Origin of the sequence: Comamonas sp. Z3 (genome assembly GCF_008121565.1) — a bacterium.
Lineage (GTDB): Bacteria > Pseudomonadota > Gammaproteobacteria > Burkholderiales > Burkholderiaceae_C > Comamonas > Comamonas brasiliensis.
The window spans coordinates 380,958-394,889 of the sequence record NZ_VOQU01000003.1; the positions used below are offsets into that span (position 1 = coordinate 380,958).

At 65.6% G+C, this 13,932-nt stretch carries 11 protein-coding genes and 1 riboswitch; of the genes, 4 read left to right on the forward strand and 7 right to left on the reverse strand.

Going from position 1 to position 13,932, the window contains the following annotated elements; translation table 11 throughout:
* Positions 1-90: 90 nt before the first annotated feature.
* Positions 91-1,398 carry a Glu/Leu/Phe/Val dehydrogenase gene (locus FSY59_RS10265; protein WP_003059791.1) on the reverse strand — a complete coding sequence of 436 codons (1,308 nt, stop codon included), beginning with the start codon at positions 1,396-1,398 and terminating at the stop codon, positions 91-93.
* A 209-nt stretch (positions 1,399-1,607) separates the two neighbouring features.
* Here FSY59_RS10265 and FSY59_RS10270 point away from each other — a divergent pair, with 209 nt between their 5' ends.
* Positions 1,608-2,531, forward strand: a complete 924-nt coding sequence (locus FSY59_RS10270; protein ID WP_029158564.1) for a fumarylacetoacetate hydrolase family protein — start codon at positions 1,608-1,610, stop codon at positions 2,529-2,531.
* 165 nt (positions 2,532-2,696) lie between these two features.
* Here FSY59_RS10270 and FSY59_RS10275 read toward each other — a convergent pair whose 3' ends face one another.
* The 3 genes from FSY59_RS10275 to FSY59_RS10285 all read right to left on the reverse strand — a co-directional run bounded on the left by FSY59_RS10275 (position 2,697) and on the right by FSY59_RS10285 (position 5,906).
* Complete coding sequence (locus FSY59_RS10275; RefSeq protein WP_003059787.1) at positions 2,697-3,560, reverse strand: PPK2 family polyphosphate kinase; 864 nt, start codon at positions 3,558-3,560, stop codon at positions 2,697-2,699.
* Positions 3,561-3,653: 93 nt separating this feature from the next.
* On the reverse strand, positions 3,654-4,649 hold the full coding sequence (locus tag FSY59_RS10280) for a tripartite tricarboxylate transporter substrate binding protein (RefSeq protein ID WP_148728910.1): 996 nt from the start codon (positions 4,647-4,649) through the stop codon (positions 3,654-3,656).
* Between the two features lie 42 nt (positions 4,650-4,691).
* On the reverse strand, positions 4,692-5,906 hold the full coding sequence (locus tag FSY59_RS10285; protein WP_148728911.1) for a muconate cycloisomerase family protein: 1,215 nt from the start codon (positions 5,904-5,906) through the stop codon (positions 4,692-4,694).
* Positions 5,907-6,056: 150 nt separating this feature from the next.
* Here FSY59_RS10285 and cynR point away from each other — a divergent pair, with 150 nt between their 5' ends.
* Entirely contained in the window at positions 6,057-6,953 is an 897-nt protein-coding gene (cynR, locus tag FSY59_RS10290; protein WP_003059779.1) for a transcriptional regulator CynR, read from the forward strand.
* Between the two features lie 15 nt (positions 6,954-6,968).
* Here the strand turns inward: cynR and FSY59_RS10295 are convergent, their stop codons facing one another.
* A complete protein-coding gene (locus tag FSY59_RS10295; RefSeq protein ID WP_003059776.1) occupies positions 6,969-7,892 on the reverse strand; it encodes a LysR family transcriptional regulator in 924 nt (307 codons plus the stop codon).
* A 93-nt stretch (positions 7,893-7,985) separates the two neighbouring features.
* On the opposite strand from FSY59_RS10295, the gene FSY59_RS10300 reads away from it, so the two are divergent.
* Positions 7,986-8,489, forward strand: coding sequence for a PACE efflux transporter (locus tag FSY59_RS10300; RefSeq protein ID WP_003059773.1), 504 nt, complete (start codon positions 7,986-7,988; stop codon positions 8,487-8,489).
* A 107-nt stretch (positions 8,490-8,596) separates the two neighbouring features.
* Here FSY59_RS10300 and gltS read toward each other — a convergent pair whose 3' ends face one another.
* Entirely contained in the window at positions 8,597-9,835 is a 1,239-nt protein-coding gene (gene gltS / locus FSY59_RS10305) for a sodium/glutamate symporter (RefSeq protein ID WP_003059770.1), read from the reverse strand.
* Between the two features lie 417 nt (positions 9,836-10,252).
* A riboswitch (S-adenosyl-L-homocysteine riboswitch) is annotated at positions 10,253-10,362 on the forward strand.
* Positions 10,363-10,398: 36 nt separating this feature from the next.
* Here gltS and metH point away from each other — a divergent pair.
* Positions 10,399-13,158: a methionine synthase gene (gene metH, locus FSY59_RS10310; protein WP_003059767.1), complete on the forward strand. Its 2,760-nt coding sequence runs from the start codon at positions 10,399-10,401 to the stop codon at positions 13,156-13,158.
* 75 nt (positions 13,159-13,233) lie between these two features.
* On the opposite strand, the gene FSY59_RS10315 is transcribed toward metH, so the two are convergent.
* Complete coding sequence (locus FSY59_RS10315; protein ID WP_148728912.1) at positions 13,234-13,926, reverse strand: GntR family transcriptional regulator; 693 nt, start codon at positions 13,924-13,926, stop codon at positions 13,234-13,236.
* Between the last annotated feature and the right edge of the window lie 6 nt (positions 13,927-13,932).

The following is a 13,932-nucleotide window of genomic DNA, read 5'->3' on the forward strand; positions in this document are numbered from 1 at the left end:
CCCCCTCCGTTGGCGCGAAGCCGGTGGAGAGAGGGGCGCCCGGCGAGGGGCGCCCGGCCAGGGGAAGGCGCGTAGCGCCTCAGGGGCTGCTTATGGATACAGGCCGCGTGCTTCGCGGGCGTGGAGAATGCGCTTGCAGGCCACGATGAAGGTGGCGGTGCGCAGCGTCACCTTGTGCTCCTGGGCCACGGCCCAGACGCCGGCAAAGGCTTCCTGCATGATGCGCACGAGGCGGGCGTTGATCTCGTCCTCGGTCCAGAAGAAGCTGGAGAAGTCCTGCACCCACTCGAAATAGCTCACGGTCACGCCGCCGGCATTGGCAATCACGTCGGGCAGAACCAGCACGCCTTTTTCGTTGAGGATGTCGTCGGCCTCGGGTGTGGTGGGGCCGTTGGCGCCTTCGATCACCAGCTTGGCCTTGATCTGGCCTGCGTTGTCCTTGGTGATCTGGCCTTCCAGCGCCGCGGGGATCAGGATGTCGCAATCCACGCCCCAGAAGTCGGCTGCATCCATGGCCTCGGCGCCGGCAAAGCCGCCCACGCCGCCGGTGTTGCCCACATGCTCCAGCAAGGCCGCCACATCCAGACCGTTGGCGTTGCGGATGGTGCCCGTATGGTCCTGCACGGCCACGACCTTGGCGCCGGCGTCGGCAAACAGCTTGCCTGCCGTGCCGCCCACATTGCCGAAGCCCTGCACGGCCACACGTGCGCCCTGCACATTGAGGCCAGTCAGTTTGGCCGCTTCCACACCCACGGTGAACACGCCGCGGCCCGTGGCCTCGACGCGACCCAGCGAACCGCCCAGGTCCACGGGCTTGCCCGTGACCACGCCGGTGGCCGTGGCACCCGTGTTCATGGAGTAGGTGTCCATCATCCAGGCCATGACCTGGCCGTTGGTGTTCACGTCAGGTGCCGGAATGTCCTTGGTGGGGCCGATCAGCAGACCGATCTCGCTGGTGTAGCGGCGGGTCAGGCGTTCAAGTTCTGCCTTGGACAGCTGGCGCGGATCGACGCGGATACCGCCCTTGGCGCCGCCGTAGGGCACGTTCACGGCTGCATTCTTGATGCTCATCCAGGCCGACAGGGCCATCACCTCGGACAGCGTCACATCCTGGTGGAAGCGCACACCGCCCTTGCCAGGACCGCGGCTCAGGTTGTGCTGCACGCGGTAGCCCTCGAAGTGAGCGATGCGGCCATCGTCCATCTCGATGGGCACGTCGACGATCAGGATGCGCTTGGGGCGCTTGAGCGTTTCCACCCAGCGGGCCAGCGAGCCCAGATAGGGGGTGACACGGTCGACCTGTTGCAGATAAATGCCCCAGGGACCGAGATGATCGGGGTTGAGGTAGGAAGGCAGAGCATGCGCTGTGGACAGCGCTGAAGAGTCTTTGGCTTGCATGATGAAGGCCTGGTTGACTGAGTGGAGCAAGGTCGTTGTAAGCCCTTGCTGTCCGGGATTCACAGTGTGCGCGCGCCGAATTTTCCTGTCCAAGGCTTCTTGTTTGAGATGCTATGCGTTTTGTGCATAACCATCGGAAAGCCGCTCTGGATGAGCGCCAGGTGCCCGATGAGTGGCGTGGGGACAGGAAATTTGCCATCATTGCCGCCATGTCTGAAAACCAAGATTGCCAAAGCGGCTGGTGCGGCCCTGCACCGTTTGCGAATACCCCGCCCATAGGCCTGGCGCCCGAGCTGCAGACGCAGGACGAGGTGCTGCCCGACTGGAAGACGCTGTGGCCCGGATTGCCCGAAGACAGCTATGCCACGGCCGATGCGCTGTGGTGGTCGCGCAAGCTGGGCGCGGCCCAGGCCCGGGGCGCCGACGTGGCAGCGCTGATGGGCGAGGCCGCCGATGCCCGTGCCGTGCAGAGCGCGCTGGCGCGCAGCTGGAACTGGTGGCCCGCCGATCGCGCGCCGCGCTACTGGAAGTCCGGTGGGCCGGGGCGCAATGCCGCGCTGCTGCATGTGCCGCTGCCCGAGGACGGCATTCGCCAGGGCTTGAATCCGGTGCCTGCACCCGCCACCGTCTTCAATCTGCGCAATGCCGAGGCCGAGATCGCCTTGCGCATAGGCCGGGAGGTCAGCGCAGAGCAGGCCGCAGCCCTCGATTACGACAGCGCGCTGGCGCTGGTGGACGCCGTGTGCGTGGCCGTGGAATGGGTGGATGTGCGCTGGCGCGACGGCACCAAGGCCCCGGCCCTGGCCCTGCTGGCCGACGGCCAGTGCCATGGCGGACTGGCGCTGGGCGAGTGGCAGAGCGCTTCCATCATCGCCGGCCGCGACTGGGCGCGGCAGCTGTGCACGGTGACCGTGAATGGCGGCTCGCCGCAGCGCTTTACCGGAACGCACAGCCTGGGCGATCCGGCCTGGCTGCTGGTGGACTGGCTGCAGCATGTGGTGCGCGAATACGGCAGCGTGCCTGCCGGCACCGTGGTGACGACGGGAACCTGGTGCGGCTGCATGCCGCTACAGGCTGGCGATCGCTTCGAGATGGAGTTCGAAGGCCTGGGCGGACTGGGCTGGCAGTTCTGATCTATTCAGGTGGAATAAAAAAGGAGCTGCTGCCGCTTGTAAATAAATGATTTCAGATGCTTTTCATTCTGAAAATCATTGAGCACATGCGGTAGCAGCTCTTTTTATGAGAGCGAAGCGCTAGCGCCGGTGGCCTATTGCCGATGGCTGCAGGCGCTGTCCGTGTCACCGGACCTGGATGTGATCCAGCCCCGGTGCGCCGGGCGGATATTTCAGTTCCAGATTGCCCAGCACCTCGCGCAGCACCGTGGCCACCATCAGATTGCGGTGGGTCTTGGAGTCGGCGGGGACAATGGTCCAGGGCGCCCATGGCGTGTGCGTGGCAGCCAGCAGCCGGCCATAGGCCTGCTGGTAGTCGTCCCACTGGGCGCGCACCTTGAGGTCGTTCTCGTCGAACTTCCAGTGCTTGCAGGGGTCGTCCAGCCGCTGCTGCAGCCGCTCGCGCTGTTCGTCCTTGCTGATGTGCAGCATGAACTTGACGATCACCGTGCCGGTCTCGCTGAGCATGCGCTCGAAGTCGTTGATCTGTGCATAGCGCTGGGTCTGCTGCTCGGGCGTGAGCCAGCCGTTGACCACGGGCACCAGCACATCCTCGTACTGGCTGCGGTTGAAGAGCACGATCTCGCCCGCCCCCGGCGTCTGCTGGTGGATGCGCCACAGGTAGTCGTGGGACTTCTCGACGTCGGTGGGCGCCTTCCAGCCCACGGAGCGCACGCCCAGCGGCGACATGCGACCGAAGACAGCGCGCAGCGTGCCGTCCTTGCCGGCAGCGTCCATGCCCTGCAGTATGACCAGCAGCTTGAAGCGCCGGTCGGCATAGAACAGGTTCTGCAGCGCGTCCAGCTCCTCGGCCAGGGCTTCGACGCTGGCCTTGTCCTGGGCCTTGCTGCCGCCCGAGAAGGGCTTGGCGCCGGGATCGAACCCGGCCAGCTCGCAGCGTCCGGCCTTGACGGCAGCGGCGCCCGGTTGCAGCGCCTTCCAGCGTTCGCGCAGCGCGGCATCGCTGCTGGTGAAGATCGATTGCGGCATGGGCGGCGTCCTCCCTGGTGTGACGAGGTGCCCAGCCTAGCGCATGGCCGGCGGCAGCTCAAGCGGCGGCAGGCCCGCACGGGCGTGGCGCATTCAGTCCATGTGGATGCCGCGCTCGTTGATCAGTCGTGTCCAGCGCTGGCTTTCGGTCTGCAGGTGACGCGCCGCTTCCTCGGGCGTGGAGCCCACGACCTCGGCGCCTATGGCCTGGAAGCGCTCGATCACGTCGGGCTGCTTCATGGCGGCCACAAAGGTCTGGTTGAGCTTCTTCACGATGGCCGGTGGCGTGCCGGCGGGCACGAAGGCGGCGAACCAGGGCGAGACTTCATAGCCCTTGATGCCGGCTTCCTCCATGGTGGGTACGTCGGGCATGCTGGTCGAGCGCCTGGCCGTGGTCACGGCCAGCGCGCGCAGCTTGCCCGACTGGATGTGGGGACGCGCCGAGGTGATGGAGTCGAACATGTAGTTGACCTGGCCGCCCAGCAGGTCGGAGACGGCGGGGCCAGATCCCTTGTAGGGGATGTGCAGCATGTCCACGCCCGCCAGCGAGGTGAAGACTTCGCCGGCCAGGTGGATGGAGGTGCCGTTGCCGGCCGAGGCATAGGTCAGCTTGCCCGGCACGGCCTTGGCCGCGGCCACCACGTCGGCCACGCTCTTGATCTGGGGCTGGGTGGCGTTGGTGACCAGGATGTTGGGCACCACGGCCAGCACGCCCACGGGTGCGAAGTCCTTGATCGGGTCATAGCTGAGCTTGCGGTACAGCGGCTTGTTGGTGGCCATGCCGATGGAGGTGATCATCAGCGTGTAGCCGTCGGCCGGGGACTTGGCCACGAAGTCGGCGCCGATGTTGCCGCCCGCGCCGGGGCGGTTCTCGATGACGAAGGGCTGGCCCAGCGTGCGTGCGGCCTTCTCGCCCAGGGTGCGGGCGATGGCATCCATGGCGCCGCCCGGCGGAAAGGGCACGATCCAGCGAATGGGTTTGCTGGGCCAGTTGGCCTCGGGCGTCTGGGCATGGGCGGCGGGTGCCAGGGCGCCCAGGCCGAGGACGGCGGGCAGGGCGGCGAGGGTGCAGAGAAGGCGGCGTTGCATGGTGGATGTCTCCTGAAGATGAATGTTGTAGTTGGTGCGGTGTCAGCGGGCTGGGGGGGCCGGCGCAGACAAGGGGGCGGATGAAGGTGCGGCGGCGAGGTCGATGTGTGTGGGTTGCAGGCCCTGGCGCGCGCGGTCGAAGCGGTCGAGCTGGGCCGGATCCACTTCCACGCCCAGCCCGGGGCCGTCGGGCAACTGCAGGGCGAAGTCGGCAATCGGCATGCGCTCGGCCACGATGTCGTCCACCAGCAGCTGGGGGCCGAACAGTTCGCAGTTGTGGTGGCGCCCGCCCAGCGTGGCGAACACATGGGCCGAGGCGGCCGAGCCTATCGAGGTCTCGAGCATGGTGCCGCCGTACCAGCCGATGTCGGCTGCCTGGGCGATGGCGGCGACCTGGCGCGTACGCAGCAGGCCGCCGTGCTTGGCGACCTTGAGCGAAAACACATGGCAGGCCTGCTCGCGCGCCAGGCGCATGGCGTCGTGCGGCGTGCAAACGCTCTCATCGGCCATGACCAGGGCCGTGGACGGCAGCGTGGCCGTGAGCTCGCGCAGCGCGGGCACATTCCACTGGGCCACGGGCTGCTCGATGAGGCTGACGCCGGCCTCGATCATGGGCGGCAGAAAGCGCCGCGCGGTGGCACCGTCCCAGGCCTGATTCACGTCCACGGTCAGCGTGGCGCGGCCCTGCAGGCCGCGCGCGATCTGGCTCACATGGGCCAGATCAGCCTCGGGCGTTCGGGCACCGATCTTGAGCTTGAAGATGCGGTGGCGGCCCTGGTCCAGACGCAGCTGGGCCTCGGCCAGGTCGCGTTCCACATCGCCGCTGGCCAGCGTCCAGGCCAGGGGCAGGCTGTCGTGCTGCTTGCCGCCCAGCAGTTGCCACACGGGAACCTGCAGGCTGCGCGCCACGGCGTCGAGCAAGGCCATTTCCACGGCGCTCTTGGCAAAGGCATTGCCGCGACAGGCCAGGTCCATGCGAGCTAGACAAGCCTCGATGCGCGCGCCGTCCTGGCCCGCGAGGGCCGGGGCCAGATGGTTGGTGATGGCGTGGTGGATGCTCTCGGGCGACTCCTCGTTCCACGACGGGCCGCCGATGGTGGCTGCCTCGCCGAAGCCCGTGGCGCCGTTGCGCAGCCACATCTGGACGATGACCGGGCTTTGGCGGTTGATGGCGCCGAACGACAGCTTGTGCGGGCGTATGGTGGGAATGTCCAGGATGCGCGCGGTAATGCGTTCGATGGGGAAGCTGGTGGTCATGGGCAAGAGGCCGCGAGGGCGGAAGGCGTTGAAGCGGGCAGCTGCATGGCTGCGATGGTCGCCAGCGTAAATCCATGAATGCCGTTGATCTACTGAATTATTTTTGAGGTATTGTTCGATAGCATCGATGTATCTACCTGGAAGTCGCCCATGGAACTGCGCCAGCTGCGCTACTTTGTCGACATTGCCAAGACCGAGCACCTGACGACCTCGGCGCGCAACCTGTTCGTGACCCAGTCCACGCTGTCGCACGGCCTGCGCCAGCTGGAGGAGGAGCTGGGCATGGTGCTGTTCGAGCGCATAGGCCGTGGGCTCAAGCTCTCGCAGGCCGGCGTGGTGTTCCGCAACTATGCCGAGCGCGCACTGCACGAGATCGAGGCCGGGCGCATGGCGCTGGCCGATCTCAGCGAGCTGCAGACCGGCGCCCTTACGCTGGGCGTGATCCCCACCTTTCTCAACACCCTGGTCGCACCGGCCGTGGCGGCCTTCACGCGAGCCTATCCCAAGGTCAACGTGGTGGTGCGCGAGCTGCTGGCGCCGCCCGTGGAGGCCGGCCTGCTCGATGGTAGCCTGGACCTGGGCGTGAGCTTTCATCCGCCGCAGCGCACCGAACTCGAGGCCCTGCCGCTGTTCGACGAACGCATGATGCTGCTGGTCAATCCCTCGCATGCGCTGGCCGGGCGGCGCACGCTGGCGGTCAAGTCGCTGGCCGACGTGCCGCTGGCGCTGCTGCCGCGCAGCTTCTACACGCGCGGTCTGATCGACAATGGCCTGCGCGACGCGGGCGTCACGCCCAGCCTGCGTGTGGAAATGGGCTCGGTGGAATCGCTGATCGCGCTGTGCCGCTGGGGCGACATGGCCACCATCGTGCCCGAGCGCGCGGCCCAGCAGGCCAGCGATATGGTGGCGATACACCTGGTGGGCCCGCAACTGGTGCGCACGGCCGGACTGCTGTGGCGTCGCGGCAGCCATTACAGCGCCGCGGCGCGCGAGTTCGCGGCGCTGCTGGCGCCCGCGGCGCGCGCCAGCCTGGGGCGAGAAGCCTAGTGCCGCGCGCCGGGCTCAGCGGCCCGCGGGCTGCCTGGCCATGAGTTCCACAAAGCGCCGCGTGGCCAGGCCCTGGGGGCGCTCCTTGGACCAGACCCAGTCCACAAACAAGGCCGTGCCGTTGCTGAGATTGAGCACGGGAATCTCCATCAGCGCGCCGCTGCCGATATGCGATTCCACCAGGCCCTTGGGCAGCCAGCCCCAGGCCAGGCCCGCAGCGATCAGCGACAGCGCTGCCTGGTGACTGTCCGTGCGCCAGAGCTGGCGCGCAAACACAAAGCGCGGATCGGTCTGCTGCGGGTCGCGGCTGGCCACCAGCACCTGGCGTGTGGCGGCCAGTTGCTCCACCGTGAGCTGCGGCGCTGCGGAGCGGCCCGGACCATGCTCGGCCAGCGCCTGCTGCCAGGGCTCGAACTGCGGCGACATCACGGCCACCAGTGTCTCGCGGCCCATTTCCTGGAAACCCTCGCGCCCGTCCATGGCTGGCCGTTCGAACACCAGGGCCAGATGGGCGCGGCCCGCATGCAAGAGCTCCAGCGCATCGACCTGGGGCGCTGCGAGCACCTCGATGGGCAGGGCCGGAAATTCATGCACCAGCTGGTGCAGCGGCTCGCTCCAGTGCGTGGCCAGCAGCTCGGGGGCGATGGCCAGCGTCAGCCGCTCTTCCAGCCCTGCGTGCAGGCTCTGGGCCTGCCAGTTCAGCAGCTGCAGCTGCTCGGCCAGCAGGCGCGCCTGGGGCTCTAGTGCGCGGGCCGCAGCGCTTGGCACGGGCTCGCGCCCGCTGCGGTCGAACAGCTGCAGATCCAGCTCGGCCTCCAGCTGGGCAATGGCCATGCTGACGGCCGAGGGCACACGCCCCAGCTTGCGTGCAGCTGCCGAAAAGGAGCCGGCATCGAGCACGGCAAGAAACAGCGGGACCTGGTCGGCGCTAAAGGGCATGGTGTCGATCTGTCAGAAAAATTGATAGGAACTGACTTTTATCTTCAATTTCCAGAACATACACTGCAGCCCATGTCTCAACAAGCCTCAGCGATGGCATCCGCTTCCTCCTCTGCCGCGTCTCTCAAAAATACCGCCGCCTTTGCGGCCCCCAGCAAAGCCACGGGTCTTCAAGGCCCCAAGCGCCGCATCCTCTACGTGGGCTTGTACGAAACCATTGCCATCATCGTCTCCAGCCTGATCTTCATGGCCATCGGCCAGAAGGCCAGCGATTCCGGCGTCATGGCCGTGGCCGCCTCGGTGATCGCGATCTGCTGGAATCTGAGCTTCAACTACCTGTTCGAGAAATGGGAAGCGCGCCAGAGCGTCAAGGGCCGTTCCCTGATGCGCCGTGTGGTGCATGCCATCGGTTTCGAAGGCGGCATCGCCGCCATGCTGATTCCCTTGATGGCCTGGTGGTTCGCCATCTCGCTGTGGGAAGCCGCTGTCATGGAAGCCGGCCTGCTGGTGTTCTTCATGGTCTACACCTTTGCCTTCAACTGGGCGTTCGACCGCATCTTCGGCCTGCCGGCTTCGGCGCAGGCGGTGGCGGCCTGACCCCGGCCTGACCTGCCTGTGACGCTTGCCCGGCAAGTGTGAGCAGCCATGAAAAAGCGTGTTCCCGCCTGGCAGGAACACGCTTTTTTTTTGGGCTGATGCAGCGATCAGCGAAGAATGCTGAGCATGGCCTGCAGCACAAAGGCGTTGATGATGTCGATGAAGAAGGCGCCGACCAGGGGCACGATCAGAAAGGCCTTGTGCGAAGGGCCGTACTGGTTGGTGATGGCCTGCATATTGGCCACGGCCGTGGGCGTGGCACCCATGCCGAAGCCGCAGTGGCCGGCGGCCAGCACGGCGGCGTCGTAGTTGCGGCCCATGATGCGGAAGGTCACGAAGGCCGCATACAGCGTCATGACGATGGCCTGTGCGGCCAGAATGACCATCAGCGGGCCGGCCAGATCGGTCAGCTCCCACAGCTTGAGCGACAGCAGCGCGATGGCCAGATACATGGACAACGAGGCATTGCCGAAGACGTCGATGGCGCGGTCGAAGACCTTGAAGCCGAACATGTAGTCCAGCACGTTGCGGATGATCACGCCGCCGCCCAGCGCCCAGACAAAGGTAGGCAGCTGGATGACCGTTCCCATGGTCAGGCCGGTCATGAATTCGGCAAAGGCCAGGCAACCCGCGAAGAGGGCCAGCGTCTCCACCGCCGCATCGGCCGTGATCAGGCGCGGAGCCTTGTTGGGCGACTCGAAGTTGGCGACCTCGCTGCCTTCGCTCACGGTGGGCGCATCGGCGCGCAACTGTTCGGACTCGGTCAGTGGCTGGGCCAGCTGATGGCGCGTGATCAGCCGCTTGGCCAGCGGGCCGCCCACCAGGCCGCCGATGATCAGGCCGAAAGTGGCGCAGGCAATGCCCAGGGTGGTGGCTCCCGTGAGGCCGTATTGGTTTTCGAGCACCGAGCCCCAGGCTCCGGCCGTACCGTGACCGCCCACCAGCGTGATGGAGCCCGCGACCAGGCCGATCAGCGGATCCAGTCCCAGCACGGACGCCAGACTCACGCCCACGATGTTCTGCATGATGATGAAGACGGCAATCACACCCAGGAAGAGGAACAGCGCCGAGCCACCCTCGCGCAGCTTGGCGAAGTTCGCGCTCAGGCCGATGGAGGAGAAGAACACCAGCATGAACGCCGACTGCAGGCTGCCTTCGAAGCTCAGCGCCAGTCCCGTGGTCTGATGCAGCATGAAGATGATGGCCGCCACGACCAGGCCACCGGATACCGGCTCGGGAATATTGAAGTCGCGCAGAAAGCGGATATGTCTTGTCATGAGCTTGCCAAGCATGAGCACAAGCACGGCCATGATGAGGGTGTAGTACGCGCCGAAGGTCACGTTCATGAAGATCTCCTGGGTGTTCCATGCGATGGCCGAACGGCCTGCCCGGTCAGGGCTGGCAATCGGCTGTGCATGGCTGAGCACATGGACCGGACATTTGCTGTCGATGGTGCCAAAGACTCAAAGATAGGGGCTGTAGGTGCTTGTCCACTCATGGCCGGCGGCCCGTCGGTGCGGGCTGGCTGAGAGCAGGAAAGCGATGTGCGCCATTCCTTGCGGATGCGCACCATGCCACGAATATGCTTGAAACGAGATGGCTGCATTCGTTTTTTGCGAAATTACCTTTTGCCGTGCTCCTGTTTTTGGGGTGCGGAAAGTCGAATCTGCTATAGCCATCCGCAAGCAGCGCGCTTCGGCCGTCAATGGGCAAAGTGCCTTGAAGCCCTGATTGCCCGGCCTCGCCGTAGAATGTCGGGCTTCACCCCCGAGGAGCGCTGCAGCCGGTCATCACAGAGATGTTTGACCCGTCAGGCTCGGGGTGGCAGATCCGGTTGGCGATCTGCCCGTACCCACAACGGCGCTCACCTGTTCTCGATTCTGTTTCTGGTTTTCACACAGGTGAGCTGATGTCCGCTGCTACCCCTTCCACCGCCATTCCTCCCATGCGCCTGTCGGGCCTGGAGCCCGTCTTCATCGGCGATGAGACGCTGTTCGTCAACGTGGGCGAGCGCACCAACGTCACCGGCTCCAAGGCCTTTGCGCGCCTGATCCTGAACGAGCAGTACGAGGAAGCGCTGGCCGTGGCGCGCCAGCAGGTGGAAAATGGCGCCCAGGTGATCGATGTGAACATGGACGAGGCCATGCTGGACAGCAAGGCCGCCATGGTGCGCTTTCTGAACCTGATCGCCTCCGAGCCCGATATCGCCAAGGTGCCGGTGATGGTGGACAGCTCCAAATGGGACGTGATCGAGGCCGGCCTGCGCTGCCTGCAGGGCAAGGGCATCGTCAACTCGATCTCCATGAAGGAGGGCGTCGAGGAGTTCAAGAAGCACGCCAAGCTGGTCAAGCGCTATGGCGCTGCCGCCGTGGTGATGGCGTTTGACGAAAAAGGCCAGGCCGACACCTTTGCGCGCAAGATCGAGATCTGCGAACGCGCCTACCGCATTCTGGTCGACGAAGTGGGCTTCCCGCCCGAGGACATCATCTTCGACCCCAATATCTTTGCGGTGGCCACCGGCATCGAAGAGCACAACAACTACGGCGTCGATTTCATCGAGGCCGTGCGCTGGATCAAGCAGAACCTGCCCGGTGCCAAGGTCTCGGGCGGCGTCTCCAACGTGAGCTTCTCCTTCCGCGGCAACGACCCCGTGCGCGAGGCCATCCACACCGTGTTCCTCTATCACGCGATCGGGGCTGGCATGGACATGGGCATCGTCAATGCCGGCATGGTCGGTGTGTATGACGACCTGGAGCCGCAGCTGCGCGAACGCGTGGAGGATGTGGTGCTCAACCGCCGCCCCGATGCGGCCGAGCGTCTGCTGGAGATCGCCGACAGCGCCAAGGGCGCGGCCAAGGACGACAGCAAGAAGCTCGAGTGGCGCGGCACGCCCGAGGCACCGAAGACCGTGGGCGAGCGTCTGTCGCATGCCTTGGTGCACGGCATCACCGACTTCATCACCGAAGACACCGAAGAGGCCTACCAGCAGATCGTGGTGCAGGGCGGCGGCCGCCCGCTGCACGTGATCGAAGGCCCGCTCATGGACGGCATGAATATCGTCGGCGACCTGTTCGGTGCCGGCAAGATGTTCCTGCCCCAGGTGGTCAAGTCCGCGCGCGTGATGAAGCAGGCCGTGGCCCACCTGGTGCCTTATATCGAGGAAGAGAAGCGCCAGCAGGAAGCGGCGGGCCTGGACGTGACCAGCAAGGGCAAGATCGTCATCGCCACCGTCAAGGGTGATGTGCACGACATCGGCAAGAACATCGTCACCGTGGTCCTGCAGTGCAATAACTTCGAGGTCATCAACATGGGCGTGATGGTGCCCTGCCACGAGATCCTGGCCAGGGCCAAGGCCGAGGGCGCGGACATCATCGGCCTGTCGGGCCTGATCACTCCCAGTCTCGAGGAGATGCAGTATGTGGCCGGCGAGATGGACAAGGACGACTACTTCCGCATCAAGAAGATTCCGCTGCTGATCGGCGGTGCGACCTGCTCGCGCGTGCATACGGCCGTGAAGATTGCGCCCAAGTACGACGGCCCCGTGGTCTATGTGCCCGACGCCTCGCGCTCGGTCAGCGTGGCGCAGAGCCTGCTGGGCGAAGGCAAGCAGGCCTATCTGGACGAGCTGAGCGCCGACTACGACAGGGTGCGCACCCAGCATGCCAACAAGAAGAAGACGCCGCTGTGGACGCTGGAGCAGGCCCGCGCCAATGCTGCCGTGGTGAACCATGCCCCCGTGGTGCCGCGCACCCTGGGCCGCCGCGTCTTCAAGAACTTCGACCTGGCCGAAATCGCCCAGTACATCGATTGGGGCCCGTTCTTCCAGACCTGGGATCTGGCGGGGCCCTACCCGGCCATCCTCGACGATGAGGTCGTGGGCGTGGAAGCGCGCAAAGTGCTGGCCGATGCCAAGCTCATGCTGCAGAAGATCATCGACGGCCGCTGGCTGCAGGCCAATGGCGTGATGGGCCTGTTCCCGGCCAATCGCGTGGGCGACGACATCGTGTTCTACACCGACGAATCACGCAGCCAGGTGCTGACCACCTGGTACGGGATGCGCCAGCAGACCGAAAAACAGGCCGTGGACGGCCCGGATGGACGGCCCGTGATGCGCCCCAGCCGCTGCCTGGCCGATTTTGTGGCCACCAAGGAGTCGGGCATTGCCGACTATGCCGGCCTGTTTGCCGTGACAGCCGGTATCGGCGCCGAAAAGAAGGACAAGGAATTCGAAGCTGCGCTGGACGACTACAGCGGCATCATGTTCAAGGCCCTGGCCGACCGCCTGGCCGAAGCCTTTGCCGAATGCCTGCACCAGCGCGTGCGCAAGGATCTCTGGGGCTATGCCGAAGACGAGGACCTGAGCAACGAGGAACTCATCAAGGAAGCCTACAAGGGCATTCGCCCCGCGCCCGGCTACCCTGCCTGCCCCGATCACACGGCCAAGATCGACCTGTTCAAGGCGCTGCAGGCCGATGAGATCGGCATGACGCTGACCGAGAGCCTGGCCATGAACCCGGCATCCAGCGTGAGCGGCTATTACATTGGCAACCCCGAAGCGGCCTACTTCAACGTGGGCCAGATCGGCGAAGACCAGCTCGCCGATATGGCCCGGCGACGTGCGATGGATATCGAGGAGCTGCGCCGCTATCTGGCGCCAAACCTGGGCTGAACCCGCTTCACGGGCATGCTTTGCGAATGAAAAAAGCCAGGGACGACCCTGGCTTTTTGGTTTGGAGTGCGCCGCTCAGAGGCGTTGCTTGAGCACAGGTGCGAGCGTGGCACGCAGCCGGTCGCCGGGCTCCTCGGCCTCGGTTGCACGGATTTCCAGCGAGCGCTCCACCATGCCTATATGTTCCAGCAGCAGTGCCTTGGCACCCTCGGTGTCGCCGCGTTCCAGGGCGGCCACGATGCGCTCGTGCTCGGCGCAGGACTGGCTGGCGCTGTGCGTGGACTGATAGAGCGTGGCAGCCAGGGTGGTGCGTGCCGTCAGATCGCGCAGCGTGTCGGCCAGCAGCCGGTGTCCCATCTGTTCGGCCAGGCAGACATGGAAATCCGCAAGCAGGAAGGCGCGTGTGGCGCTGTCCGCCCCGGCGATGGCTTTCTGCTCCTGGGCGATATGGCGGCGCAGTCTGGTGATGACGCGCTGCAGCGGCTTGCCGGCCTCCTGCAATATGCCGGTCTCGATGATCCGCCGGGCTGAGAACGCGTCCATGGCCTCGGCAGCCGAGGGCTGGACCACGTACCAGCCCCTGCGGGCCTGGACCTGGACAAAGCCGCGAGCCTGCAGCTGCATCAGCGCCTCGCGCACCACGGTGCGGCTGACGTCGAAGTTGTTGGCCAGCTGCTGCTCTCCCAGCCGTTCGCCGGGTGCCAGTTTCTGGGCCAGGATGGCTTCGACGACGCGTTCCGCGATGTGCTGTGGAGAGGCAGGAGTCATTGCTTG

Coding starts and splice junctions, on each gene's coding strand:
- FSY59_RS10265 (WP_003059791.1), bottom strand. CDS start 1,398: ATGCAAGCCAAAGACTCTTCAGCGCTGTCCACAGCGCATGCTCTGCCT.
- FSY59_RS10270 (WP_029158564.1), top strand. CDS start 1,608: ATGTCTGAAAACCAAGATTGCCAAAGCGGCTGGTGCGGCCCTGCACCG.
- FSY59_RS10275 (WP_003059787.1), bottom strand. CDS start 3,560: ATGCCGCAATCGATCTTCACCAGCAGCGATGCCGCGCTGCGCGAACGC.
- FSY59_RS10280 (WP_148728910.1), bottom strand. CDS start 4,649: ATGCAACGCCGCCTTCTCTGCACCCTCGCCGCCCTGCCCGCCGTCCTC.
- FSY59_RS10285 (WP_148728911.1), bottom strand. CDS start 5,906: ATGACCACCAGCTTCCCCATCGAACGCATTACCGCGCGCATCCTGGAC.
- cynR (WP_003059779.1), top strand. CDS start 6,057: ATGGAACTGCGCCAGCTGCGCTACTTTGTCGACATTGCCAAGACCGAG.
- FSY59_RS10295 (WP_003059776.1), bottom strand. CDS start 7,892: ATGCCCTTTAGCGCCGACCAGGTCCCGCTGTTTCTTGCCGTGCTCGAT.
- FSY59_RS10300 (WP_003059773.1), top strand. CDS start 7,986: ATGGCATCCGCTTCCTCCTCTGCCGCGTCTCTCAAAAATACCGCCGCC.
- gltS (WP_003059770.1), bottom strand. CDS start 9,835: ATGAACGTGACCTTCGGCGCGTACTACACCCTCATCATGGCCGTGCTT.
- metH (WP_003059767.1), top strand. CDS start 10,399: ATGTCCGCTGCTACCCCTTCCACCGCCATTCCTCCCATGCGCCTGTCG.
- FSY59_RS10315 (WP_148728912.1), bottom strand. CDS start 13,926: ATGACTCCTGCCTCTCCACAGCACATCGCGGAACGCGTCGTCGAAGCC.